Raw genomic sequence first — 21,687 nt, 5'->3', positions numbered from 1 at the left:
CGTGGCCCTCATCAAGAGCGGCTCCTGGTCAGGCGGTACGTTGCCGCCCATGACCGATGACCGCATGCCCCCCGTTTTCAGTGGCGACGAACGCACCGTCCTGAACAGCTGGCTCGAATGGCATCGAGCGACCCTCGCCGTCAAGTGCGCCGGGCTGTCCGACGAGCAGCTGCGGGAGCGTGCCGTGCCGCCGTCGAACCTGTCGTTGCTCGGGCTGGTCCGGCACATGGCGCACGTGGAGCGGGCCTGGTTCCGGCGGAACATCGCCGACGAGGACATCCCTCTGCTGTACGGCAAGGAGACCAGCCCTGACGCGGACTTCGAGGAGGCCGGCACGGCCTCGGTCGAGGAGGCGTTCACCACCTGGCAGGACGAGATGGAGCGGGCCCGGAAGATCTCGGCCGAGCTGCCGCTGGATGCCATGGCCAAGCGGCAGCGCGACGGTCAGGACGTCTCCCACCGCCGGATCCTCGTCCACCTGATCCAGGAGTACGCCCGGCACAACGGCCAGGCCGACCTGCTGCGTGAGCGCATCGACGGTGTGACGGGCGAGTAGCCGACCGGCCCAGGGCCGCGCGGTTCGTCCTTCTTCCCACTAATCCTACTTTTTAGGTAGGTTATAGTGGGTTCCGAGCAACGGGACGACTGTTCACGAAGGGCTACCCCCATGTCTTCACCCAGACCGCGGTCCAAGCTGGGAGCGAGCCTCGCCGCGCTCGCCGTCGTGGGGCTCCTCGGCGCCTGTGGCGGCGGACCGTCGGGCACGGCGCAGGCGGCGGGCCAACCGGTTCACGGCGGCACCCTGACCTACCTCGAACACCAGCCGCCGACCTGCCTCTACCTGCCCGCGGCCGGCTTCTATCCGAACGGCGGCCTGCTCAACCAGCTCACCGACAAGCTCACCTGGCAGGACCCGAAGACGCTGGAGATCCAGCCGTGGATCGCCACCAAGTGGGAGATCGCCAAGAACGCCACCGAGTACACCTTCCACCTGCGCGAGGGCGTGACGTTCAGCGACGGCAGCCCGCTCGACGCCGCGGCCGTGGCCGCCAACTTCGACGTGTACGGCAAGGGCGACACCGCGCTCAAGCTCCCCCCGGCCGAGTTCGTCAACAACTACGAGCGCAGCGAGGTCGTCGACCCCCACACCGTCAGGTTCTTCTTCGACAAGCCGTCGCCCGGCTTCCTCCAGGGCACCTCGGTCATCGGCGCGGGGCTGGTGTCGAAGAAGACGATCTCGCTGCCGTACGAGGAGCAGTGCCAGCTGAAGAACGTGATCGGCTCGGGTCCGTTCACGGTGGAGAAGCAGGTCGTCGACGAGGAGATCGACCTGGCCGCCCGCAAGGACTACGACTGGGCTCCGCCGTCGTCGCAGCACCAGGGCAGGGCGTACCTCGACAAGATCAAGATCATCGTGACGCCCGAGGACAACGTGCGCGTGGGAGCGCTCACCTCCGGCCAGGCCGACTTCGTGCGGTACGTCCAGGCCTACGACGAGAAGACGGTGAAGGACGCCGGCTTCACCATCTACGCCGAGCCGACCAGAGGCGTGAACAACGGCCTCTACCTCCGCCCCGGCAACAGCATCCTGCGCGACCTCGACGTCCGCAAGGCGCTCCAGGCGGGCACGAACGCCAAGGAGGTCGTCGACACCCTGTTCACGGCGAGCTACCCGGTCGCCACCTCCGTGCTCAGCCACCTCGCCCAGGGCTACGTGGACCTGTCCAAGGAGCTCGCCTACGACCCCGGCACCGCGAACGCGCTGCTCGACAAGGCCGGATGGGTGCGCGGCAGCGACGGCGTCCGCGAGAAGGACGGCAGGAAGCTCCAGCTCGGCGTCTTCGTCGCCGGGCCGCAACCGCTGTCGAAGCAGACCCTGGAACTCGTCGCCCAGCAGTGGGCCAAGATCGGCGTGAAGCTGGAGATCAGACCGGCCGACTCGGGCACCCAGGCGGTGGACATCAAGAACGCCGAGAAGACCGCCGTCGCCCACAGCATGGTCGGCCGCGCCGACCAGGACGTGATCAAGAGCCACTTCCACAGCAAGAACCGCGACGTCATCCTCTCCACCGACAAGAAGCTCGACACGCTGCTGGAGGAGGAGTCCGCCGAACCCGACAACGCCGAGCGCAACGCCAAGGTCGGCGAGATCGAGCGGTACGTGGTCGACCAGGGCTACGCGATCCCGCTGTTCGAGGAGCCCCAGGTGTACGGAGCCGCGCCGTACGTGCACGGCGTCGCCTTCGAGGCGGTGGCCAGGCCGTCGTTCTACTCGGTCTGGCTGTCGAAGCGGTGACCGGCTACCTGCTGCGGCGGGTCGGGCAGGCGGCCCTGGTGCTCTGGGTCGCCTTCACCGCCAGCTACGTGCTCCTCCAGCTGCTGCCAGGCGACTCCATCCTGATCAAGTTCCAGAACCCGGAGCTGGGCCTGTCGCCGCAGCAGATCGCGGACATCCGGGCGTACTACGGCGGCGGCCTGTCGCCCGTCGCCGGCTACCTGCACACCCTGCTCGGCTTCCTGAACGGCGGCTTCGGCTACTCCATCGACACCGGCACCCCGGTGGTCGAGCGGCTGGCCGAGGCGCTGCCCGAGACGGCCAAGCTGGCCTCCGCCGCCTTCCTGCTCGCCGTGCTGATCGCGGTGGTCATCGCGCTCGCGGCCGGGTACAGCCGCACGTCCTGGCTGCGCGGAGCGCTGCTGTCGGTGCCGTCGCTGTTCATCTCGGTTCCGGCGTTCTGGCTCGGCATCCTGCTCATCCAGGTCTTCTCGTTCCGGCTCAAGCTCGTGCCGGTCATCGGCGGGAGCGCGACGCAGCAGCTCATCCTGCCCGTGCTGACCCTGGCCGTGCCGATCTCCGCGCCGATCGCGCAGGTGCTGGCCCGCGGCATCGACGAGGTCTACACCCAGCCGTTCGTGCCGGTGGTCGCGGCCAAGGGGGCGTCACGCTGGTGGATCCTGTGGCGGCACGTGGCGCGCAACGCGCTGCTGCCGACGCTGACCGTCGCCGGGCTGACGTTCGGCGAGCTGATCGCGGGCTCGGTCGTCACCGAGACGGTCTTCGGCCGCAACGGCATCGGACGGCTGACGGAGCAGGCCGTCAACGCCCAGGACACGCCGGTGATGCTGGCCGTCGTGGTGCTCGCCACCACCGTGTTCGTCCTCGTCAACCTGGTCGTGGACGTGCTGTTCCCGCTCCTTGACCCACGGCTGAAGGCGGCGGCGTGAGAGTCCTGTCCTGGATCGTGATCGCCGTCGTGGTGCTCTGGGCCGCCGTCCCCGGCGTCTTCACCGGGTACGACCCGATCGCGGGCGTCCCGGCCGAGAAGCTCCAGCCGCCCAGCGCCGAGCACCTGTTCGGCACCGACGCGGTCGGCCGCGACCTGTTCGCCAGGGTCGTGCACGGCTCGGTGCACTCGCTGACCGGGGCGTTCGTCGCGGTCGCCGTGGGGCTGCTGGTCGGCACGCTGCTCGGGCTGCTGGCGGGCGCGGCGGGCGGCCTGCTGGACGAGGCCGTCATGCGCGTGGTGGACGTGCTGCTGTCAGTCCCCGCCCTGCTGCTGGCGCTGACCGTGATCATCCTGCTCGGCCCCGGCACGGTCAACGTGGCGATCGCGGTGGGCATCGGCTCCGTGGCGGCGTTCGCCCGGCTGTCCCGTGCCGAGGTCGTCCGGGTGCGGCAGGCCGACTACGTGGAGGCGGCGTTCGGCAGCGGCGGACGGTTCCCGGCCGTGCTGTGGAGGCACGTGCTGCCCAACTCGCTCGGCCCGGTGATCGCGCTGGCCGCCCTCCAGTTCGGCGTGGCCATCCTGGCCATCTCCACGCTCGGCTTCCTCGGGTACGGCGCGGAGCCGCCCACCCCCGAGTGGGGGCTGCTGATCTCAGAGGGCCGCAACTACCTGGCCACGTCCTGGTGGCTGACCACGCTGCCGGGGACCGTGGTGGTGGCGGTCGTACTCGCCGCCAGCCGCATCAGCCGCTCGATCGGAAGGGAGCGGGCATGAGCCTGCTGGAGGTGGACGACCTCACGGTCTCGTACAGGGGGCCGTACGGCGGGAGGCGGGCGGTCGAGGGCATCTCCTTCGCCCTCGAGCCGGGCGAGGTGGTGGCGGTCGTCGGCGAGTCCGGCTCGGGCAAGACGACCACCGCGCACGCCCTCATCGGCCTGTTGCCGTCCAACGGGACGATCGACCGGGGCCGGATCCTGCTCGGCGGCACCGACATCGCGACCTGGTCCTCCCGCCGTATGGAGTCGGTGCGTGGCGCCAGGATCGGGCTGATCCCCCAGGACCCGTCCAACTCGCTGGACCCGGTCAAGACGGTCGGCGCGCAGATCGGCGAGGTGCTGCGCATCCACCGGCGCGGTGACCGGCGGACGATCGCGCGGCGCGTCCTGGACCTGCTGGCCCGCGTCGGGCTGCCCGACCCCGAGGTGCGCGCCCGCCAGTACCCGCACGAGCTGTCGGGCGGGATGCGGCAGCGGGTGCTCATCGCCATCGCGATCGCGCTCGAACCCGAGCTGGTCATCGCCGACGAGCCGACCAGCGCGCTGGACGTCACCGTCCAGCGGCGCATCCTGGACCTCGTCGACGACCTGCGCGCGGAGTTCGGGACGGCGGTGCTCCTCGTCACGCACGACCTGGGCGTGGCCGCCGGCCGCTCCGACCGGCTGGTCGTGATGCGCGACGGCGGCGTCGAGGAGCAGGGCGGCACCCGCGAGGTCCTGGCGGCACCCGCCGCCGCCTACACCAGGCGCCTCCTGGACGACGCCCCCGCCCTCACGGCCCGCGAGTTCCGCACACCGCCGGACACCGAACCCGTGATCGTCGCCCGCGACCTGGTCAAGGAGTTCCGCGTAGGCAGGCGGCCCTTCCGCGCCGTTGACGGCGTCTCCTTCGAGGTGCGGCGCGGCAGCACGCACGCGCTCGTCGGCGAGTCGGGGTCCGGCAAGACGACCACGGCCCGCATGGTCGCCCGTTTCGCCCGACCGACCCGGGGAACGGTGACCGTCGCCGGGGCGGGGGCCGACCGCGAGTTCCGCCGTCACGTCCAGCTCGTCTACCAGGACCCGTACGGCTCGCTCGACCCTCGGCAGTCGATCGCGCAGATCGTGGAGGAGCCGCTGCGTAACTTCCGCCTGGGCGACGGGGACACCCGCCGCGCCCGGGTCAGGGAGCTCGTCGAGCGGGTCGCGCTGCCACCGGACGTGCTCGGCCGCAGGCCGCGCGAGCTGTCCGGCGGCCAGCGGCAGCGGGTGGCGATCGCCCGCGCGCTGGCCGTGGGCCCCGAGGTGGTGGTGCTCGACGAGGCGGTCTCGGCGCTCGACGTGACCGTGCAGGCGCAGATCCTCGACCTGCTGGAGGAGCTCCAGCGCGACCTCGGCCTGACCTACCTGTTCATCTCGCACGATCTCGCCGTGGTGCGGCAGATCTCGCACACCGTATCCGTCATGAAAAAGGGACGCATAGTGGAATTCGGAACCACCCAGCAGGTCTTCACCGACCCGCGCCACGAGTACACCCGCGAGCTGCTCGCCGCCATCCCGGAGCCGGTGCGATGACCCGCCGCCGGCTCGGGTTCTTCACCAGGCTGCTCGACGACGTTCCCGCGGGCGAGAGATACCGGCTCGCCGCCGAGCAGATCCAGCACGCCGAGGACGCCGGGTTCGACACGGCCTGGGTGGCCCAGCACCACTTCGACGGCGAGGAGGGCGGGCTGCCCGCGCCGCTGGTCTTCCTCGCCCACGTGGCGGCCCGGACGAGCCGCATCCGGCTCGGCACCGGCATCATCACGCTGCCTCTCGAACACCCGGTACGGGTGGCGGAGGACACCGCCGTGCTCGACCTGCTGACCGGCGGCCGCCTGGAGGTGGGCGTCGGCAGCGGCGGCACGCCCGCGTCGTTCGCCGCGTTCGGCCACGACAGCGCGCGCCGCTCGCAGATCTACGCCGAGCACCTCGCGACCCTCCTCGACGCCTGGTCCGGACGGGACCTGGGCGGCGGCAACCGGCTCTACCCGGCCGCGCCGCGCCTGCTCGACGCGGTCTGGGAGGCCACCTTCTCGGCCGGCGGCGGCGCCCGCGCGGGCCGGGCGGGCAACGGGCTGATGCTGTCGCGCACCCAGCCGCGCCCGGCGGACGACCCGCAGGCGACGCTGGCCGACATCCAGCGGCCCATCGTGGACGCGTACTACGACAACCTGCCCTCGGGAGCCACGCCGCGGATCATGGCCTCGCGCACCGCGTTCGTGGCCGACAGCAGGGCCGACGCGCTGCGCCACGCCGAGCTGGGCCTGGGCCGCGGACGGCTGCCGTTCGAGCTGCCCGACAGCGGCCTCGACCAGCGCATCACCGCGTTCGACGTGCACCTCGGCACGCCGCAGGACGTCGTCGAGAGCCTGCTCGCCGACCCCACCCTCGACCGGGTGACCGACCTGGTCTTCCAGGTGCACTCGGTCGACCCGCCGCACCCTCTCATCCTGCGCTCGATCGAGCTGCTCGCGACCGAGGTCGCGCCCGCGCTCGGCTGGGTCCCCTCCACCGAATTGAGCACCACGTGACCGACGTCATCGACCGCCTGGCCGGGATCTCCCCCGGCTCGCACCTCGACCGGCTGCGCGACGAGCGTCCGGACGCCCGCGAGCACGCCCAGCGCAGCTTCGACGCGCTGTTCGCCCCCGACTCCGAGGACGAGGTCACCCTCGTCGAACGCGACGCGGTCGCGGCGTTCGTGGCCGGGCTGCACGGCGACGCCGTGGCGGCCGCCTTCTACGCCGACCGGCTCGCCGAGCTCGCGCCGGGGCTGCTCAAGGCCGTCGAGGCGGAGATCGCAGCCGGCAGCACGACGGGCCCCTACGGCACCTACCCGGCGGACGGGCCGCTGGCCGCCGAGAGCGACGAGGGCCTGCGCTACCGTCCCGGCGACCCGGACACGCTCGGCGGGCGGCTCGCCGCCGCGTTCGAGCACGCGCACCTGCTCGTGTTCCGCCCGCGCGAGGCCGGCCGCCAGGCGCTGCGGGCGCTCGCGGAGGCGGGCTGGAGCACCACGGGCATCGTGACGCTCTCCCAGCTCGTCGCCTTCCTCAGCTTCCAGGTACGGGTGGTCGCCGGGCTGCGGCTGCTCGGCGCCGCCCAGAAGGGATCACCGTCATGACCGGCTTCACCCAGGAGCAGCTCGGCTGGGCACCGTGGCTGGAGCCGCTGGCCGAGCACGAGCTGACCGACGAGCACTGGGAGGCGCTGGTCGACAGGGCCCGCGCCGGCTCGCCGTACTTCCTGCTGCTCGCCCGCGACCCGCAGATCCTGCACGCGCGGACCAAGACCGACAACGACATCTTCTACAACGCCAAGGGCGGGCTGCCGCGCGCGGAGCGCGAGCTGGCGGCGACGGCGACCTCGCGCCGCAACGGGTGCGTCTTCTGCGCGTCGGTGCACGCCAGGTTCGCCTCCCACTACTCCAAGCGCCCCGACGACGTGCGGCGGCTGCTCGACGAGGGCGTCGACGCGCCCCAGGACGGACGGTGGCAGGCCGTCGTCGACGCCTCGGTGGCGCTGGCGGCGACGCCCGGCCAGCTGGGCGAGGCGCACATCGAGGCGCTGCGCGCCGCCGGGCTGGACGATCTGGCGATCAGCGACACGCTGCACGCCGCCGCGTTCTTCAACTGGGCCAACCGGCTCATGCTCTCGCTCGGGGAGCCGACAGAACCGACAGAACCGACAGCAGGAAAGGCGTCCAAGTGACCGACCCGCAGCTCGACCATCTCGTCTACGCGGTGCCCGACCTGGAGGCCGGGGTGGCCGAGTTCGCCCGGCGCACCGGCGTCACCCCGGTCGCCGGGGGCAGGCATCCCGGCGGCACCGCCAACTACCTCGTCGGCTTCGGCCCGACGGCGTACCTGGAGATCATCGGGCCGGACCCCGCGGCGGCCCCTGGCACCCGTCCCCGCGCCTTCGGGCTGGAGACGCTCACGGAGCCGCGCCTGGCCGCGTGGGCCGTCCACCCTGACGACCTCGACGCGTCGGTGCGGCGGGCCCGTGAGCGCGGCTACGACCCGGGCGACGTGGCCCCGCTGTCGCGGCGCACCCCCGCCGGGACGCTGCTGGAATGGCGGCTCACCCGGCGCGAGGACCCCGCGACGGTCCGGCCGGTGCCGTTCCTCATCGACTGGGGAGCCACCGCCCATCCCGCCGCCTCCGGCCTGCCGCGGCTGGGCCTGAGCTCGCTGTCCGCGTCCCACCCCGACCCCGCCGCGCTGCGGCGCGACCTGGCGGCGCTCGGCGTCGAGCTGGACGTCGCGGAAGGGGCCGAGACCGAGCTGCGCGCCGAGCTGGAGACCCCGCTCGGCACCGTCACCCTGCGCTGAGGAGAATCCATGAGCACCCTTCGCGAGTACCTGTCGCACAAGCGCGCGGCCCTGCTGGCCAGGCGCGAGGCGCCCGGCGGCGGCCCGGTGCCGCTGCACGCCCACGTCACGGCCGAGGGTCGAAGCGGCGTCCGGCGCATCCGGATCAGGGACTTCCAGATCATCAGCGACAGCGCCCCCGACTTCGCCGGGTACGACCTCGGCCCCGGCTCGCCCGAGCTGCAGGCGGGCGTGCTGGGCAGCTGCGTCACGCACATCTTCCTGATCAAGGCGGCCGAGCTGGAGGTGCCGGTCGACTCGCTGGAGGTGGACGTCCGGGCCGAGTACGACCCGCGCGCCCAGCAGCCCGGCGAGACCGGCGTCCCGGTGTACCCGCAGAACTTCCGCTACGAGGTGCTGCTCGACTCGCCCGCCTCCGACGAGGAGCTGGCCAGGCTGCACGCCGAGGTCGAGCGGGTCTGCCCGATCCTGAACCTGATCCGCTCCCCGCAGGAGATCAGCGGGTCGATCGTCCGGGTCGGCGGCGGCCACCCCGTGGCCGCCGGCCTGGAAGGGCGGCCGTCATGACCCGCGGCGCCCGCCCGAGGCCGATTGCGTTGGCCTGAACGCGGCCGAGCCGCAAGAATGGCGCGATGGCTGACAGTGCCGAGACCGACTGGGTCTCCAGGTTCGCTGACGAGGTGATCTCCGAGGCGGAGCGTCGCGCGCCCGGCAAACCGATCGTCTGCGCCTCAGGGCTGAGCCCGTCGGGGCCGATCCACCTCGGCAACCTGCGCGAGGTCATGACCCCGCACCTGGTGGCCGACGAGATCAGGCGGCGCGGGCTCGACTGCGTGCACCTGCTCTCCTGGGACGACTACGACCGCTTCCGCCGGGTGCCCGCGGGCATCGACCCGTCGTGGTCCGAGCACGTCGGCAAACCGCTCACCTCCGTGCCCGCCCCTCCCGGCAGCCCGTACGGCAGCTGGGCCGAGCACTTCAAGGCGCCGCTGATCGACGCGCTGGCCGAGCTGGGCGTCGAGTACACCGGCATCAGCCAGACCGAGCAGTACACCTCCGGCGTGTACCGGGAGCAGATCCTGCTGGCCATGCGCGAGCGGCGGCGCATCGACGCCGTCCTCGCCCGCTACCGCACCAAGGAGGCGGCGGAGAGCAAGGAGGAGTCCGCCGAGTACTTCCCGTACCGGCCTTACTGCGAGCTGTGCGAGCGCGACCTGACCACGGTCACCGCCTACGACGACGACAGCACCGAGCTGGCCTACACCTGTGCCTGCGGGTTCGGCGAGACGGTCAGGCTGGCCGAGCACGACCGGGGCAAGCTGGTGTGGAAGGTCGACTGGCCGATGCGCTGGGCGTACGAGGGCGTGCTGTTCGAGCCGTCGGGGGTCGACCACCACTCGCCGGGCTCCGCGTGGATCGTCGGCGAGCAGATCGTGGCCGACGTGTTCGGCGGCCGGCAGCCGATCGGGCCGATGTACGCGTTCGTCGGCATCACCGGCATGTCCAAGATGAGCAGCTCCAAGGGTGGTGTGCCGATCCCGTCGGAGGCGCTGGAGATCATGGAAGCTCCGGTGCTGCGCTGGCTGTACGCGCGGCGTAAGCCGTCCCAGTCCTTCAAGATCGCTTTCGACCAGGAGATCCAGCGGCTCTACGACGAGTGGGACGCGGTGGGGCGCAAGGTGGCGTCCGGGGCCGCGCAGCCCGCCGAGTCGTTCGCGTACGACCGCGCGGTGCGGACGTCCGCCGGGCCGCTGCCGGAGACCCCGCGGCCGGTGCCGTACCGGACTCTCGCCTCGATCGTCGACATCACGACCGGCGACGAGGAGCAGACCCTGCGGATCCTGCGCGACGCCGACGGGCTCACCGCGCTCGACGAGGCGCGCCCCCGGCTCGACAGGGCGCAGCGCTGGGTCGACACGCAGCTGCCCGCCGACCAGCGCACCCGCGTCCGCGACAACCCCGACACCGAGCTGCTCGACTCACTGGGCGAGACCGACAGACAGGCGCTGCGCCTGCTGGCCGGCGGGCTCGACGAGCACTGGTCGCTCGACGGGCTGACCACGCTGGTGTACGGCGTGCCGAAGCTCCAGGCGGGCCTCGACGCCGACGCCAAGGCCACGCCCGAACTGAAGGCGGCGCAACGGGCCTTCTTCGCGCTCCTGTACACGCTCCTGATCGGCCGCAACACCGGCCCACGGCTGCCGACGCTGCTACTCGCTGTAGGCGCCGACCGGGTCAGGAAGCTGGTCGGCGGGTGAGCGGCGCCATACGGGCCAGGAAGGTCCGCGGGTGAGGGCCGCCGTCCTGGTCACCGGGATCATGGCCTCGGGCAAGTCCACGGTCGCGCAGGCGCTGGCGGAGCGGCTGCCGCGCTCGGCGCACGTCCGCGGCGACACCTTCCGGCGGATGGTGGTGAACGGGGCCGTCCCCATGGAGCCTGGCGTGCCCGAGGGAGTCGCCCAGCTCCACCTGCGGTACCGGATCGCGGCCTCGGCCGCCGACCTGTACTTCGAGGCGGGCTTCACGCCGATCATCCAGGACGTCGTGCTCGGCCCCGACCTCGACCTGTTCGTGCGGCTGGTGCGCAGCCGCCCGCTGCTGGTGGTGGTGCTCGCCCCCGACGCCGCCACCGTGGAGCAGCGCGAGCGGCAGCGTCCCAAGTCGGGCTACGGCGACTGGACGGTGGCCCAGCTCGACGAGGTGCTCAGGCGCGACACCCCGCGCATCGGCCTCTGGCTGGACACGTCCGGGCAGACACCGGAGGAGACAGTGGACGAGATCCTTTCCAGAGCCGCGGAGGCCGAGTATCTTGCCGCGCAAGAGGCGCACATTTCGCAAAACAAGTCAAGGTAACAAAACCGGGCAGCGCAGAACCGGCGCGCCCGGCCGAGACCCCAGGTCACAGGACGGTGAACACGCCCTGGTGGGGCACCCATAGCACACATAGGTTCGCGATCTATGCAAGGCACAGTCAAGCGACCTGCATGTGAGCTGGCGCACTTTACTCACATGAAGCACTCTGCCAGCGTCACCGTCGTCGTCCCAGCGATGAACGAGGCCGACAACCTGCCTCACGTGTTCGCCACGCTGCCCGACTGGATCGACGAGGTCGTCCTCGTCGACGGCAACTCCAACGACGAGACCGTAGCCGTCGCAAGGCGGCTGCGTCCGGGCCTGCGCGTCGTCACGCAGACCCGGCGAGGCAAGGGAAACGCGCTGATCGAGGGCTTCGAAGCGGCGCGCGGCGACATCATCGTCATGATCGACGCCGACGGGTCCACCGACGGCCGCGAGATCGGCGCGTTCGTGCAGGCGCTGCTCGACGGCGCCGACTTCGCCAAGGGCTCCAGGTACGCCCCCGGCGGCGGCTCCGACGACCTCAGCCCGCTGCGCTCCTTCGGCAACAAGGCGCTGACCGGCCTGACCAACCTGCTGTACGGCACCGGCTACACCGACCTGTGCTACGGCTACAACGCCTTCTGGGCGCGCCACCTCGACGCGATGGACCTCGACTGCGACGGTTTCGAGATCGAGACGCTGATGAACGTCCGCGCCGCGCAGGCCGGGCTGGTCATCCGCGAGGTGCCCAGCCACGAGCGCTCCCGCATCCACGGTGAGAGCAACCTGCACGCCGTCCGCGACGGCTGGCGGGTGCTGAAGACGATCCTGCGCGAGCGGGTACGCGGGACGGCCACCCCTCAGACCCAGGTGGCGCTCGCCAAGTAAACGATGACATTCTCGGACCATGCGTTACATCGTCATCGGAGCGGGAGCCGTCGGCGGAACGATCGGGGCCCGGCTCTTCCAGGGCGGCCACGAGGTGGTGCTGGTCGCCCGAGGCGCCCACTACGAGGCGCTGAAGAGCGGCGGCCTGCGGTTCATCACCCCCGACTCGGCCGAGGCCCTCGACGTCGAGACAGCTGACGGCCCCATCCCGGCACGCGACGACGACGTGCTGATCGTCGCGACCAAGTCGCAGGACACCGTCGCCGCGCTCGACCCGTGGCCCAGGCACCTGCCGGTGGTGTGCGCGCAGAACGGCGTGGACAACGAGCGGACCGTGCTGCGGAGATTCGATCGGGTTTACGGCATGTGCGTCTGGCTGCCCGCCGAGCACCTGGAGCCGGGCGTGGTGGCGGCGTACGGCTACCCGCACTCCGGCATGCTGCACGTCGGACGCTATCCACAGGGTGTGGACGACGTCGCCCAGCAGATCGTCACCGACCTCACCAAGAGCCGGTTCGTCGCCCTGGCCAGCCCCGACGTGATGCGCTGGAAGTACGCCAAGCTGCTCGGCAACCTCGGCAACGCGATCGACGCGCTCTGCTCCCGCCAGCCGGGCGCGCAGGCGGTCGCGGAACAGGTCAGGGCCGAGGGCGCCGCCGTGCTGAAGGAGGCGGGCATCGACTTCCCGACCCAGCAGGAGGAGCAGGAACTGCGCGGCAACCGGGTGGACCTGCGCCCGATCGAGGGGCTCGCCCGCGGCGGCGGCTCGTCCTGGCAGAGCCTGGCCAAGGGCAGCGGCTCCATCGAGGCCGACTACCTCAACGGCGAGATCGCGCTGCTCGGCCGCCGGCTCGGCATCCCCACCCCGGTGAACGACGTCCTCCAGCGCGAGGCCGACAGGTACGCCAAGCAGAAGCTGCCGCCGGGCTCGATGCCCGTGCAGGAGCTGGTGGCGCTCATCGACGAGCGTTCCGCAGCCGTATCCCGCTGAACTCCAGCGTGCTCGACGTCACCTCCAACCAGAACGGCCAGAGAGTGTCGAGCAGCCGCAGCTGGATCCCGGCCCGCTCGTGCAGCCCGACGAGGTCCTCGACCGGCTCGGGCGGGCCGAGCGGCTCCACGGGCACCTGCGAGACGAGCGCGTGCGGCGGGTCTCCGATCGGCGCGAAGTCGTCGGCGGGCAGCCTGTAGGCGTACAGGCGAACCTCCATGAGCGCCTTCAGCCAGCTGTACTCGATGGCGTGCACCCGCTCGCCGCAGCCCGCGCCGATGATGCGCTCGGCGTCGGAGTCGGTGGTGCGCGGCCCACGCCAGGCCATCACGCGGGGGCAGGCGCGCGGGAACCAGTAGTCGGGGCAGCGGTCCCAGCCGACCGCCCACACGTACGGCTCGGATCGTACGGAGGTCGGCGCGACGTGCGGGACGAACCGCTCGATGGTCGGGTCCTCGGAGAAGTGCAGTACCTGTCCAGGGTCGGGTCTCATGCTGGCCATGATGATCGATGCCGTGCCGGAAAGCCCGACGAAACAAGGGGTTCCGCCATATCCGGCCGCGCCCACCGACCGGCTCGTGGTCGGTGGCGTCGAGGACGCCGGGCACTGGCGTAACGGCGCGAGGGCGGGCGTGTCCTCGCGCCAAGGCGTGAACCACCCGAATCTCCGCATTGAGGGGTGTAATCTGCGAGGCGCTCTCACCTTGCCCCGGAGGTCGCATGCCCCCCACGCGTGGCCGTCCCATCGCGTTGAAGCTCCTCATCCTGCTGACCGTGCCACTGCTCTCGCTCGTCGGCCTCTGGGTGTTCGCGGCCGTACTCACCGGCGGTGACGGGCTGCGCCTGCTCCAGATCAACGAGCTGGTCAGGAACCTGGCGAACCCGTCCGAACAGATGAACGTGCACCTCCAGACCGAGCGGCTGGCCTCGGTCGAGTTCATGATCGGCAAGCGGAGCGCCGGAAGCCTGGCAAAGCAGCGCGCCCTCACCGACTCCACGATCGGGACCTTCCGTAAGCTGGCGCGCGATCAGCCGGACATCTCGCCCGAGATGGCCGCCCAGCTCACCCAGCTGAACGACCGGCTCGACCGGCTCCCCAAGATCCGGCGACAGGTCGACGGCCGCACCTCGACCCCGCTCTCCGTGATCGACGGCTTCAGCGAGATCGTGGACGCGTCCTTCCGCATGCACGACACGATGATCCTCGTCCCCGACATGGCGCTCTACCGGCAGGCGCGAGCGGTCTCCGCCCTCGGTGAGGCCAAGGACATCCTGTCGCGCGAGCAGTCGGTCATCGCGGTGGTCCTGTCCAGAGGCAGGGTGATCAAGGGCGAGCGCGAGGCGTTCACCGGCATGGTCGCCACCCGGCGCCTGCTCTACACGCAGGCGCTCTCCCACCTCGACGCCGGGCTGCGCGGGCCGTACCAGAAGCTCGTCGGCTCGCCCGTCTACCGCGAGTTCGAGGAGGCCGAGGACGCGATCAGAGGCCAGGCCGTCCTGAACGGGCTGCCCGCCACGGCGGCCACCTGGCCCATCGACGCGAACAACCTGTGGACGGTCGTCGACCTCAACCAGTTCAAGGCCGTCCAGGAGATCGTCCGCCGGGTCACGCCCGCCGCCAACGGCATCCTCGTCAAGATCGGTGTGGCGGGCGGCGCCGGGCTGCTCGCCGTGGCCGCCTCACTCATGCTCTCCTTCCGCTTCCGCCGGAGGCTCGTACGCGAGCTCGCCGGCCTTCGCGACGCCGCCACCGAACTGGCCGAGGTGCGGCTGGCGGGGCTCGTCCAGCGGCTGCGCGGCAACCCCACGGGGCCCGTGGAGCTGGCGCCGCTCACGGTGAAGGCCGAGACCGCCGAGGTCGCGGACATCGTGCAGGCGTTCAACACCGTCCAGTCCACGGCTGTGGACGCGGCCGTGAGCCAGGCGAAGCTGAGGCACGGCGTCAACCAGGTCTTCGTCAACCTGGCCCGGCGCAACCAGTCGCTCCTGCACCGCCAGCTGCTCCAGCTCGACAGCATGGAACGGCAGACCGAGGAGCCCGATGCGCTGGACGACCTGTTCAAGCTCGACCACCTCACCACCCGCATGCGCCGGCACGCCGAGAGTCTGATCATCCTGTCGGACCAGGCGCCGGGCCGCGGCTGGCGCAACCCGGTGCCCATCGTGGACGTGCTGCGCGCCGCCGTCGCCGAAGTGGAGGAGTACCAGCGGGTGGAGGTGCTGCAGACGCCGCCCCTGTCGCTGACGGGCGCCGCGGTCGCCGACGTCGCGCACCTGATGGCCGAGCTGATCGAGAACGCCACACTCTTCTCACCACCCAAGACCAGGGTGGACCTGCGAACCACGCAGACCCCGCACGGCCTCACCGTGGAGATCGAGGACCGCGGGCTCGGCCTGCCCCGGCCCGAACTCGACGAGCTCAACGCCCGGCTGGCCGAGATGCCGGAGTTCGACCTGGCGCAGAGCGACCGGCTCGGCCTGTTCGTGGTCAGCAGGCTCGCCGCCAGGCAGGGCATCCGGGTCAGGCTCGCGCCCTCGCCGTACGGGGGGCTGACGGCGAGCGTGATGCTGCCGTCCGCCATCCTGTCGGACCAGCCCGCCCTCGCCCACTGACCCCGTCCCCCAGGATCAGAGGCGTGAGCGGGGTCAGAGGCGGACGAACGGGTCGCTGAAGTGCGCGGTCGCCAGGACCGCGCGCTCGGCCCGCAGCCCGTCGAGCACCTCCACGCGCGTGGCGACCGCCTGCTCGGCGTCGTCGTCGTAGAGGTAGCGGACGCGCGGATCCGCCAGCTGCATGGGATGGAGCACCAGGTCGCCCGTCATGGCCAGCTCGCCGACCCTGGCGATCTGGTGACCGGGCGTGTGGCCGGGCGTCAACCGCACGTGGACGCCGGGCGACACCTCGGCCTCTCCTTCGACGGCCTGGAGCTGCCCCTTGATCGGGGTGACGATCTGCTCCAGCATCGCGCCGCGGGCGGTGTCCAGCTCGGCCTGCTGGAGCACGTAGCGGGCGTTCTCGAACAGCGGCCTGCCGTCGGCGACGGCCCCGCTCGCGTGGTCGCTGTGCAGGTGCGTGAGGATCACGGTGCCGACCTCGGCGGGCGTGACACCCGCGGCGGCCAGCTCACCGGCCAGGGTGCCCGGTACCGGCGCCCAGCTCGACGCGGGTGAGTCGGCGGCGCCGATGCCGGTGTCGACCAGCGTGACGCGGCCCGCCCGATCGCGGAGCAGGTAGCAGTGGAAGTGCAGGACCCACGGATCGTCCTGCGCGGCCGATCCGGGAAACAGCTCGGGGAGCGGGCGGCGGATGGCCTCGCCCATCGGCCCGACGGCGTCGCAGAGCGGTGTCACCTCGACGCCGGACACGGTCAACGGCTGGTGCGGCATCCGCCCAGACTATGCGGCGACGCGCTGGCGCGGAACGTACTCGTTCTCGACGTCGGCGGCGTAGACCGCGCGGCAGCAGTGGGCGCACCGGTAGATGATCGGGCCCTCGTCGAGCTCGTGGTGGCAGCGCGGGCAGCTGGTCTTGGTCTTCATCTCGTCCCCCTTGGAGTTCGTCCTTCTATGGAAGCCTCGTCGGATTGCAGAGGCCCTGCAGGTCGCTTGACAGGATGCCGCTGCGCCGATGGGCGAACCATGCCGTTCTGCACACCCGTCACAGGCATTCCGCGACAGCGGAGGTGGACATTGTTACGTCGGAGCCCCGATCGTCGCGGGCGAAGGCGCCAGAACCCCCCGGGAATAGCCCAAGCGGGCTAGGTGTTGTCTGGGTCAGAACGTGTGATACGTTCCGAGCAGCGTCGAGCTTCAGCTCCGCTCGCTTTCCCGCTTCGCCGCCCCGCCCGTTCTGTGGGCCCGGGCTCGCGTTCAACACCTGCCGAGCATCTTTTCGGCGTACCCCTGAGAGGGTTCATCATGTCTGTTCACACCATCCCCCAACCACGCACGTCCGCTCCCACCCGGCAGGTCAGCGGCCTGCTCGACGTCAGGGACAAGGGCGCGCACCTCCGCCTGCAGCACCTGCCCTGCCCGGACGACGTGCGGCTGCCGCCCGAGAGGGTCAAGCAGCTCGGCCTGCGCCCCGGTGACCAGGTGGTCGCCACCGTCGCCGGGAACAAGCTGGTCGGCGTCGAATCGGCCAACGGCTCCACCGAATGGCTGGACCGTCCGCACTTCACCGACCTGACCCCCGTCCACCCGACGGAACGGCTGTGCATCGAGACCGAGTCGCTCAGCACCCGCGTCATCGACCTGTTCGCGCCCATCGGCAAGGGGCAGCGCGGGCTCATCGTCGCGCCGCCCAAGGCCGGCAAGACCATGGTCCTGCAGGCGCTGGCGGCGGCCATCGCCCGCAACCATCCCGAAGTCCACCTGATGGTGCTGCTCGTCGGCGAGCGGCCAGAAGAGGTCACCGAGATGCGCGCGTCCATCCAGGGCGAGATCTTCTCCTCGACCTTCGACCATCCCGACCGCGACCACACCGCCGTCGCCGAGCTCGCCATCGAACGGGCCAAGCGCCTCGTCGAGGGCGGACACGACGTCGTCCTGCTGCTCGACTCGCTGACCCGGCTCGGCCGGGCCTACAACAACCAGGCGCGCGGGGGCGGACGCGTCCTCACCGGCGGGCTCGACGCCACCGCCCTCTACCCGCCCAAGCGCTTCTTCGGCGCGGCACGCAACGTGCTCGACGGCGGCTCGCTCACCATCCTCGCCACCGCGCTGGTCGACACCGGCTCCCGCATGGACAACAGCCTGTACGAGGAGTTCAAGGGCACCGGCAACATGGAACTCCACCTGACCCGCGACCTCGCGGAACGCCGCCTGTTCCCGGCGGTGGACCTGGAGGCGTCCGGCACGCGCCGCGAGGAGATCCTGCTCCCGTCCGGCGAGCAGCAGGTGGTCTGGCGCCTGCGCCGCATGCTCGGCGCCCTCGACAAGCAGCAGGGGCTGGAGTTGCTCGTTGGCAAGCTCCGCGAAACCCCCACCAACGCCGCCTTCCTCCACACCGCCGCCTCGTCGTAACCCGACCTCGCGCAGTCACACCGCTTCCCACAGCGATCGACGCACCCGCCGCACGTGGCTGAGGACCTCCAGGAACACGACCTCTGACCGGTACGTGGCCGGTCGCCGTGACGCTCGCGCCCGGCACGAGGCACTTCCCCGCCCGGGGCGACAATGTCCTCATGCTTGCCGACATCATCGAATACCTGGCCTGTCCGGTGTGCCGCGCCGAACTGCGGCTCGACGGCGCGACCCTGAGGTGCGCCCAAGGTCACGGCTTCGACGTCGCCAAGCAGGGCTACGTCAGCCTGCTCACCGGCTCGCGCCCCCCGGGCACCGCCGACACGGCGGACATGGTCGCCGCCCGCGCCGCCTTCCTGGACGCCGGCCGCTACGCCCCTCTCGCCGCCGCCCTGGCCGAGACGGTCCGCGACCTCATCCCAGGCCACACACACCGGGGGTTGTCCGGTCGGATCGGCGGAAGACCGGACAGCGGCCGGGTGGAGGCGTACCGTAAGCCGGTGGTCGTCGATGCCGGGGCCGGCACCGGCTACTACCTTGCGAATGTCCTCAAAGCGGTGGATCCCGGCGTCGGATTGGCGTTCGATGTGTCCAAGCACGCCGTTCGGCGAGCGGCTCGGGCGCACCCTCGGGCTGGTGCGTTCGTGGCGGACGTGTGGCGGCCGCTGCCGATCCAGGACGAGGTGGCCGATGTGGTGATCGACGTGTTCGCGCCCAGGAACGGGCCGGAGTTCGCGCGGATCCTGCGTCCTGGTGGGGCCGTCGTCGTCGTCACCCCCGCGCCCGCGCACCTGAGCCCGCTGGTCGAGCGGCTCGGCCTGCTCACCGTGGACGAGGAGAAGGAACGTCGGGTGGCACGCAGCCTGGCCGGCTTCACCGAGGTGGCGCGGCAGGTGGTCGAGTTCGACCTGGAGCTCGACCGTCACGGCATCGCCGAGGTGGTGAAAATGGGCCCGAGCGCGTGGCACACTGAGGCGGCCAAGCTGGAAGAGCAAATCGCTGGATATATCGCACAAGAGGATCGAAACGACGAGAATGGCGTAACGCATCGCGAGAAAGTGAAAGCGGCGCTTCACCTGTCTATCTTCGAGACATCGCCGCGTTCAAGAGCCGTTCCTTGACGGGCCTCTGGGACTCGTGTTACTGATGGGGCTTTTAGTCCGAAATTCCCCCACATTCCCTGAGTATTCTCGCGGCGCAGGCGCAATACTGGACGGCAACCAACGCCCTGAGGCGGGTAATCAGAGGGAGGGGGGCACCGGATGAAGGCCGAGGAACGCTGGCAAGCCAGGTTCCGGGCGTCGCGTATGACGCTGCCGTCCTGGTCACGCCAGGCTCCGAGCCGCTCGATCTACCGTTCCAACGCCAGCGGCACCTGGGAGGTCTACGCCTGGGACCGCGGCACCGGCGTCACCCGTCAGGTCACCGACAGACCGAAGGGCACCGCGCACGCCGCCATCGACCCCACCGGCCAGTGGATCTACTGGTTCGCCGACACCGAGGGCGACGAGTTCGGCGTCTGGTGGCGTCAGCCGTTCACGGGCGGCCCGGACGAACTCGCCGCCCCCGACCTGCCCGCCGGCCAGCCGGGCGGCATCGCGCTCTCCGCGACCGGCCTGGCCGCGATCAGCCTCGCCAGCGGGGGCTCGTTCCGCATCCACCTGGCGCGCGCCGGCGAGGACTCCCACCTGCTCTACGAGCACGCGGAGGCCGCCTGGGTCGCCGACATGTCCCTCGACGGCTCGTTAATCGCGATAAATCACGGCGAATACGGCGACTTCCGGCATCCGGCGCTCAGGGTCGTCCGCCAGTGCGGTGACGTGGTCGGCGAGCTGTACGACGGGCCCGGGAAGGGCGTGATCGGCCTCAGCTTCGCCCCGGTCCTCGGCGACCGCCGCCTGCTGGCCCTGCACGAGCGCCGCCAGCGCCACGAGCCGCTGGTCTGGGACGCGGTCACCGGCGAGCAGCGCGAGATCTGGCTGAAGGACTCCGGCGACCTGGCCGCCGAGTGGTACCACGACGGCCGCGGCCTGCTGCTGCTCCGCGACAACCGGGCGCGCAGCTACCTGCACCGCTACGACCTCGCGGGCGGCGGCCTGACCCTGATCGACACCCCGCACGGCGTGATCGAGGAGGCGGCGCCGCGCCCCAGCGGTGCGGTCGAGTACTCCTGGTCCAGCGCCTCCCGCCCGCCGGTGATCCGTTCCAGCAACGGCCAGGTGGTGATGAACGCCGGCGGCCCGCCCGCGCCGCCCAGCGTGCCCGTCGAGGACCTGGACGTCGACGGCCCCGGCGGGCGCATCCACGCGCTCGTCTCCAGGCCGGAGCACGGCGCGGCCCCCTACCCCACGGTCTTCGTCCTGCACGGCGGCCCCACCGCCCACGACCGCGACTCCTTCTCCCCCGAGGCGGCGGCCTGGGTCGACGCGGGCTACGCGGTGGTGCGGGTCAACTACCGGGGCTCGACCGGGTACGGCTCGGCCTGGCGCGACGCGCTGCACGGCGACGTGGGCCGCATCGAGCTGGCCGACGTCGCGGCCGTGCGCGCGTGGGTGGTGGAGCGCGGCATCGCCGACCCCACCAGGACTTTGCTGAGCGGCACCGCCTGGGGCGGCTACCTCACGCTGCTCGGGCTCGGCACCCAGCCGGACCTCTGGGCGGCCGGCATCGCGGCGGTGCCGATCGCCTGCCACCAGACGTCCTACGAGGACGAGGCCGAGAGCCTGCGCGCCTACCATCGGGCGCTGTTCGGCGGCTCACCCGACGAGCAGCCGGAGCGGTATGCGGCCAGTTCCCCGATCACCTACGTGGACCAGGTCAAGGCCCCGGTCCTGATTCTCGCCGGAGAGAACGACACGCGCTGCCCGCTACGCCAGATCGAAAAATACGTAGCGAAACTGGCCGAACACGGACGCGATCACGAGGTGTATACGTACGACGCCGTTCACGGTTCACTGGTCGTCGCCGAGCGAATCGCTCAAATAGCGCTTCAGCTCGATTTCGCCCGTAAACACGTCAATGTCCACTAGAGAATGACATTTCATCAGTAAGTGCCCGAAATCAGCCGTCGATCCAGCGGACCAGGCGGTCGAGTGGGAGACGTCCGGAGGGGATCGCCGACCTGCCCGGTGGCGTGGGGGCCGGATATCCGAGGGAGATGGCCGTACGCACCTTCCACGGGGCCTCGACGTCGACCATCCGGGCGGCCCGCTCGGCGTTGTAGGCGGGGAAGAACGAGGCCGGGCAGGTGCCCATACCCAGACCGTGTGCCGCGAGCATGAGGCTCTGGGCGGCCCTGCCCGCGTCGAACTCCGCGTCCTCGCCCCCGGTCTCCTGGTTCACCGCGAGCAGGACGACCACCGGAGCGGCGGCCAGATGAGCCGCGTAGGCTCCCAGCAGGCTCAACGCCTTCTGCAGGCCGCGGTCCCTGACGACGACGAACCGCCACGGCTGACGGTTGCGCGCCGACCCCGTCCATCGGGCCGCCTCCAGCACCCGCACGATCTCGCTCGTCGGCACCGGTGTGTCGGCGAACCACCGCGTGGCCCGCAGCGAGGCCACCTCAGCCCGTAGCGTCTCTCCCATGC

22 protein-coding genes are annotated in these 21,687 nt (G+C 71.2%); 18 read left to right on the top strand and 4 right to left on the bottom strand.

Annotated features, from left to right (window positions below):
• The first annotated feature begins 49 nt into the window (after positions 1-49).
• From ABZ297_RS00460 to ABZ297_RS00395, 14 genes are all read left to right on the top strand, one after another.
• Complete coding sequence (locus ABZ297_RS00460; RefSeq protein ID WP_355337087.1) at positions 50-556, top strand: DinB family protein; 507 nt, start codon at positions 50-52, stop codon at positions 554-556.
• A 111-nt stretch (positions 557-667) separates the two neighbouring features.
• On the top strand, positions 668-2,296 hold the full coding sequence (locus tag ABZ297_RS00455) for a TIGR04028 family ABC transporter substrate-binding protein (protein WP_355337085.1): 1,629 nt from the start codon (positions 668-670) through the stop codon (positions 2,294-2,296).
• Complete coding sequence (locus tag ABZ297_RS00450) at positions 2,293-3,225, top strand: ABC transporter permease (RefSeq protein WP_355337083.1); 933 nt, start codon at positions 2,293-2,295, stop codon at positions 3,223-3,225. Before ABZ297_RS00455 ends, ABZ297_RS00450 begins: the two co-directional genes overlap by 4 nt.
• The gene (locus ABZ297_RS00445; protein WP_355337081.1) at positions 3,222-4,001 is read left to right on the top strand and encodes an ABC transporter permease; all 780 of its coding nucleotides are present in this window, start codon (positions 3,222-3,224) and stop codon (positions 3,999-4,001) included. The genes ABZ297_RS00450 and ABZ297_RS00445 overlap by 4 nt, the downstream gene beginning before the upstream one ends.
• On the top strand, positions 3,998-5,557 hold the full coding sequence (locus ABZ297_RS00440; RefSeq protein WP_355337079.1) for an ABC transporter ATP-binding protein: 1,560 nt from the start codon (positions 3,998-4,000) through the stop codon (positions 5,555-5,557). The genes ABZ297_RS00445 and ABZ297_RS00440 overlap by 4 nt, the downstream gene beginning before the upstream one ends.
• Positions 5,554-6,555 (top strand): putative FMN-dependent luciferase-like monooxygenase, encoded by a 1,002-nt coding sequence (locus tag ABZ297_RS00435; protein ID WP_355337077.1) that lies wholly within the window; start codon positions 5,554-5,556, stop codon positions 6,553-6,555. The genes ABZ297_RS00440 and ABZ297_RS00435 overlap by 4 nt, the downstream gene beginning before the upstream one ends.
• Positions 6,552-7,148 (top strand): CMD domain protein, encoded by a 597-nt coding sequence (locus tag ABZ297_RS00430; protein ID WP_355337075.1) that lies wholly within the window; start codon positions 6,552-6,554, stop codon positions 7,146-7,148. The genes ABZ297_RS00435 and ABZ297_RS00430 overlap by 4 nt, the downstream gene beginning before the upstream one ends.
• On the top strand, positions 7,145-7,735 hold the full coding sequence (locus ABZ297_RS00425) for an alkylhydroperoxidase domain protein (protein ID WP_355337073.1): 591 nt from the start codon (positions 7,145-7,147) through the stop codon (positions 7,733-7,735). Before ABZ297_RS00430 ends, ABZ297_RS00425 begins: the two co-directional genes overlap by 4 nt.
• Positions 7,732-8,358: a VOC family protein gene (locus ABZ297_RS00420; protein WP_355337072.1), complete on the top strand. Its 627-nt coding sequence runs from the start codon at positions 7,732-7,734 to the stop codon at positions 8,356-8,358. Before ABZ297_RS00425 ends, ABZ297_RS00420 begins: the two co-directional genes overlap by 4 nt.
• A 9-nt stretch (positions 8,359-8,367) precedes the next feature.
• On the top strand, positions 8,368-8,925 hold the full coding sequence (locus tag ABZ297_RS00415; protein ID WP_355337070.1) for an OsmC family protein: 558 nt from the start codon (positions 8,368-8,370) through the stop codon (positions 8,923-8,925).
• Between the two features lie 65 nt (positions 8,926-8,990).
• Entirely contained in the window at positions 8,991-10,616 is a 1,626-nt protein-coding gene (gene lysS / locus ABZ297_RS00410; protein WP_355337068.1) for a lysine--tRNA ligase, read from the top strand.
• A gap of 31 nt (positions 10,617-10,647) precedes the next feature.
• Positions 10,648-11,211 (top strand): AAA family ATPase, encoded by a 564-nt coding sequence (locus ABZ297_RS00405; RefSeq protein WP_355337066.1) that lies wholly within the window; start codon positions 10,648-10,650, stop codon positions 11,209-11,211.
• A gap of 156 nt (positions 11,212-11,367) precedes the next feature.
• Positions 11,368-12,084, top strand: a complete 717-nt coding sequence (locus ABZ297_RS00400) for a glycosyltransferase family 2 protein (RefSeq protein ID WP_355337064.1) — start codon at positions 11,368-11,370, stop codon at positions 12,082-12,084.
• Between the two features lie 19 nt (positions 12,085-12,103).
• Entirely contained in the window at positions 12,104-13,075 is a 972-nt protein-coding gene (locus ABZ297_RS00395) for a 2-dehydropantoate 2-reductase N-terminal domain-containing protein (protein WP_355337062.1), read from the top strand.
• Here the strand turns inward: ABZ297_RS00395 and ABZ297_RS00390 are convergent.
• Positions 13,041-13,568: a DUF6886 family protein gene (locus ABZ297_RS00390; RefSeq protein WP_355337060.1), complete on the bottom strand. Its 528-nt coding sequence runs from the start codon at positions 13,566-13,568 to the stop codon at positions 13,041-13,043. The two genes, ABZ297_RS00395 and ABZ297_RS00390, sit on opposite strands and share 35 nt — an antisense overlap.
• A gap of 227 nt (positions 13,569-13,795) precedes the next feature.
• Between ABZ297_RS00390 and ABZ297_RS00385 the strand changes: the two genes are divergently transcribed.
• The gene (locus ABZ297_RS00385) at positions 13,796-15,688 is read left to right on the top strand and encodes a nitrate- and nitrite sensing domain-containing protein (RefSeq protein ID WP_355337058.1); all 1,893 of its coding nucleotides are present in this window, start codon (positions 13,796-13,798) and stop codon (positions 15,686-15,688) included.
• Between the two features lie 33 nt (positions 15,689-15,721).
• On the opposite strand, the gene ABZ297_RS00380 is transcribed toward ABZ297_RS00385, so the two are convergent.
• Positions 15,722-16,462 carry an MBL fold metallo-hydrolase gene (locus tag ABZ297_RS00380; protein ID WP_355337056.1) on the bottom strand — a complete coding sequence of 247 codons (741 nt, stop codon included), beginning with the start codon at positions 16,460-16,462 and terminating at the stop codon, positions 15,722-15,724.
• A 9-nt stretch (positions 16,463-16,471) separates the two neighbouring features.
• A complete protein-coding gene (locus ABZ297_RS00375) occupies positions 16,472-16,615 on the bottom strand; it encodes a hypothetical protein (RefSeq protein ID WP_355337054.1) in 144 nt (47 codons plus the stop codon).
• Between the two features lie 378 nt (positions 16,616-16,993).
• Here ABZ297_RS00375 and rho point away from each other — a divergent pair, with 378 nt between their 5' ends.
• The 3 genes from rho to ABZ297_RS00360 all read left to right on the top strand — a co-directional run bounded on the left by rho (position 16,994) and on the right by ABZ297_RS00360 (position 21,129).
• Entirely contained in the window at positions 16,994-18,100 is a 1,107-nt protein-coding gene (gene rho, locus ABZ297_RS00370) for a transcription termination factor Rho (protein WP_355337052.1), read from the top strand.
• 161 nt (positions 18,101-18,261) lie between these two features.
• On the top strand, positions 18,262-19,221 hold the full coding sequence (locus ABZ297_RS00365; protein ID WP_355337050.1) for a putative RNA methyltransferase: 960 nt from the start codon (positions 18,262-18,264) through the stop codon (positions 19,219-19,221).
• Between the two features lie 141 nt (positions 19,222-19,362).
• Positions 19,363-21,129: a prolyl oligopeptidase family serine peptidase gene (locus ABZ297_RS00360; protein WP_355337048.1), complete on the top strand. Its 1,767-nt coding sequence runs from the start codon at positions 19,363-19,365 to the stop codon at positions 21,127-21,129.
• A 31-nt stretch (positions 21,130-21,160) separates the two neighbouring features.
• Here ABZ297_RS00360 and ABZ297_RS00355 read toward each other — a convergent pair whose 3' ends face one another.
• The gene (locus ABZ297_RS00355) at positions 21,161-21,685 is read right to left on the bottom strand and encodes a nitroreductase family protein (RefSeq protein WP_355337046.1); all 525 of its coding nucleotides are present in this window, start codon (positions 21,683-21,685) and stop codon (positions 21,161-21,163) included.
• Positions 21,686-21,687: the final 2 nt, after the last annotated feature.

The organism is Nonomuraea sp. NPDC005983 (assembly GCF_040614375.1).
Lineage (GTDB): Bacteria > Actinomycetota > Actinomycetes > Streptosporangiales > Streptosporangiaceae > Nonomuraea.
This window is presented reverse-complemented; position numbering and strand designations above follow the sequence as displayed.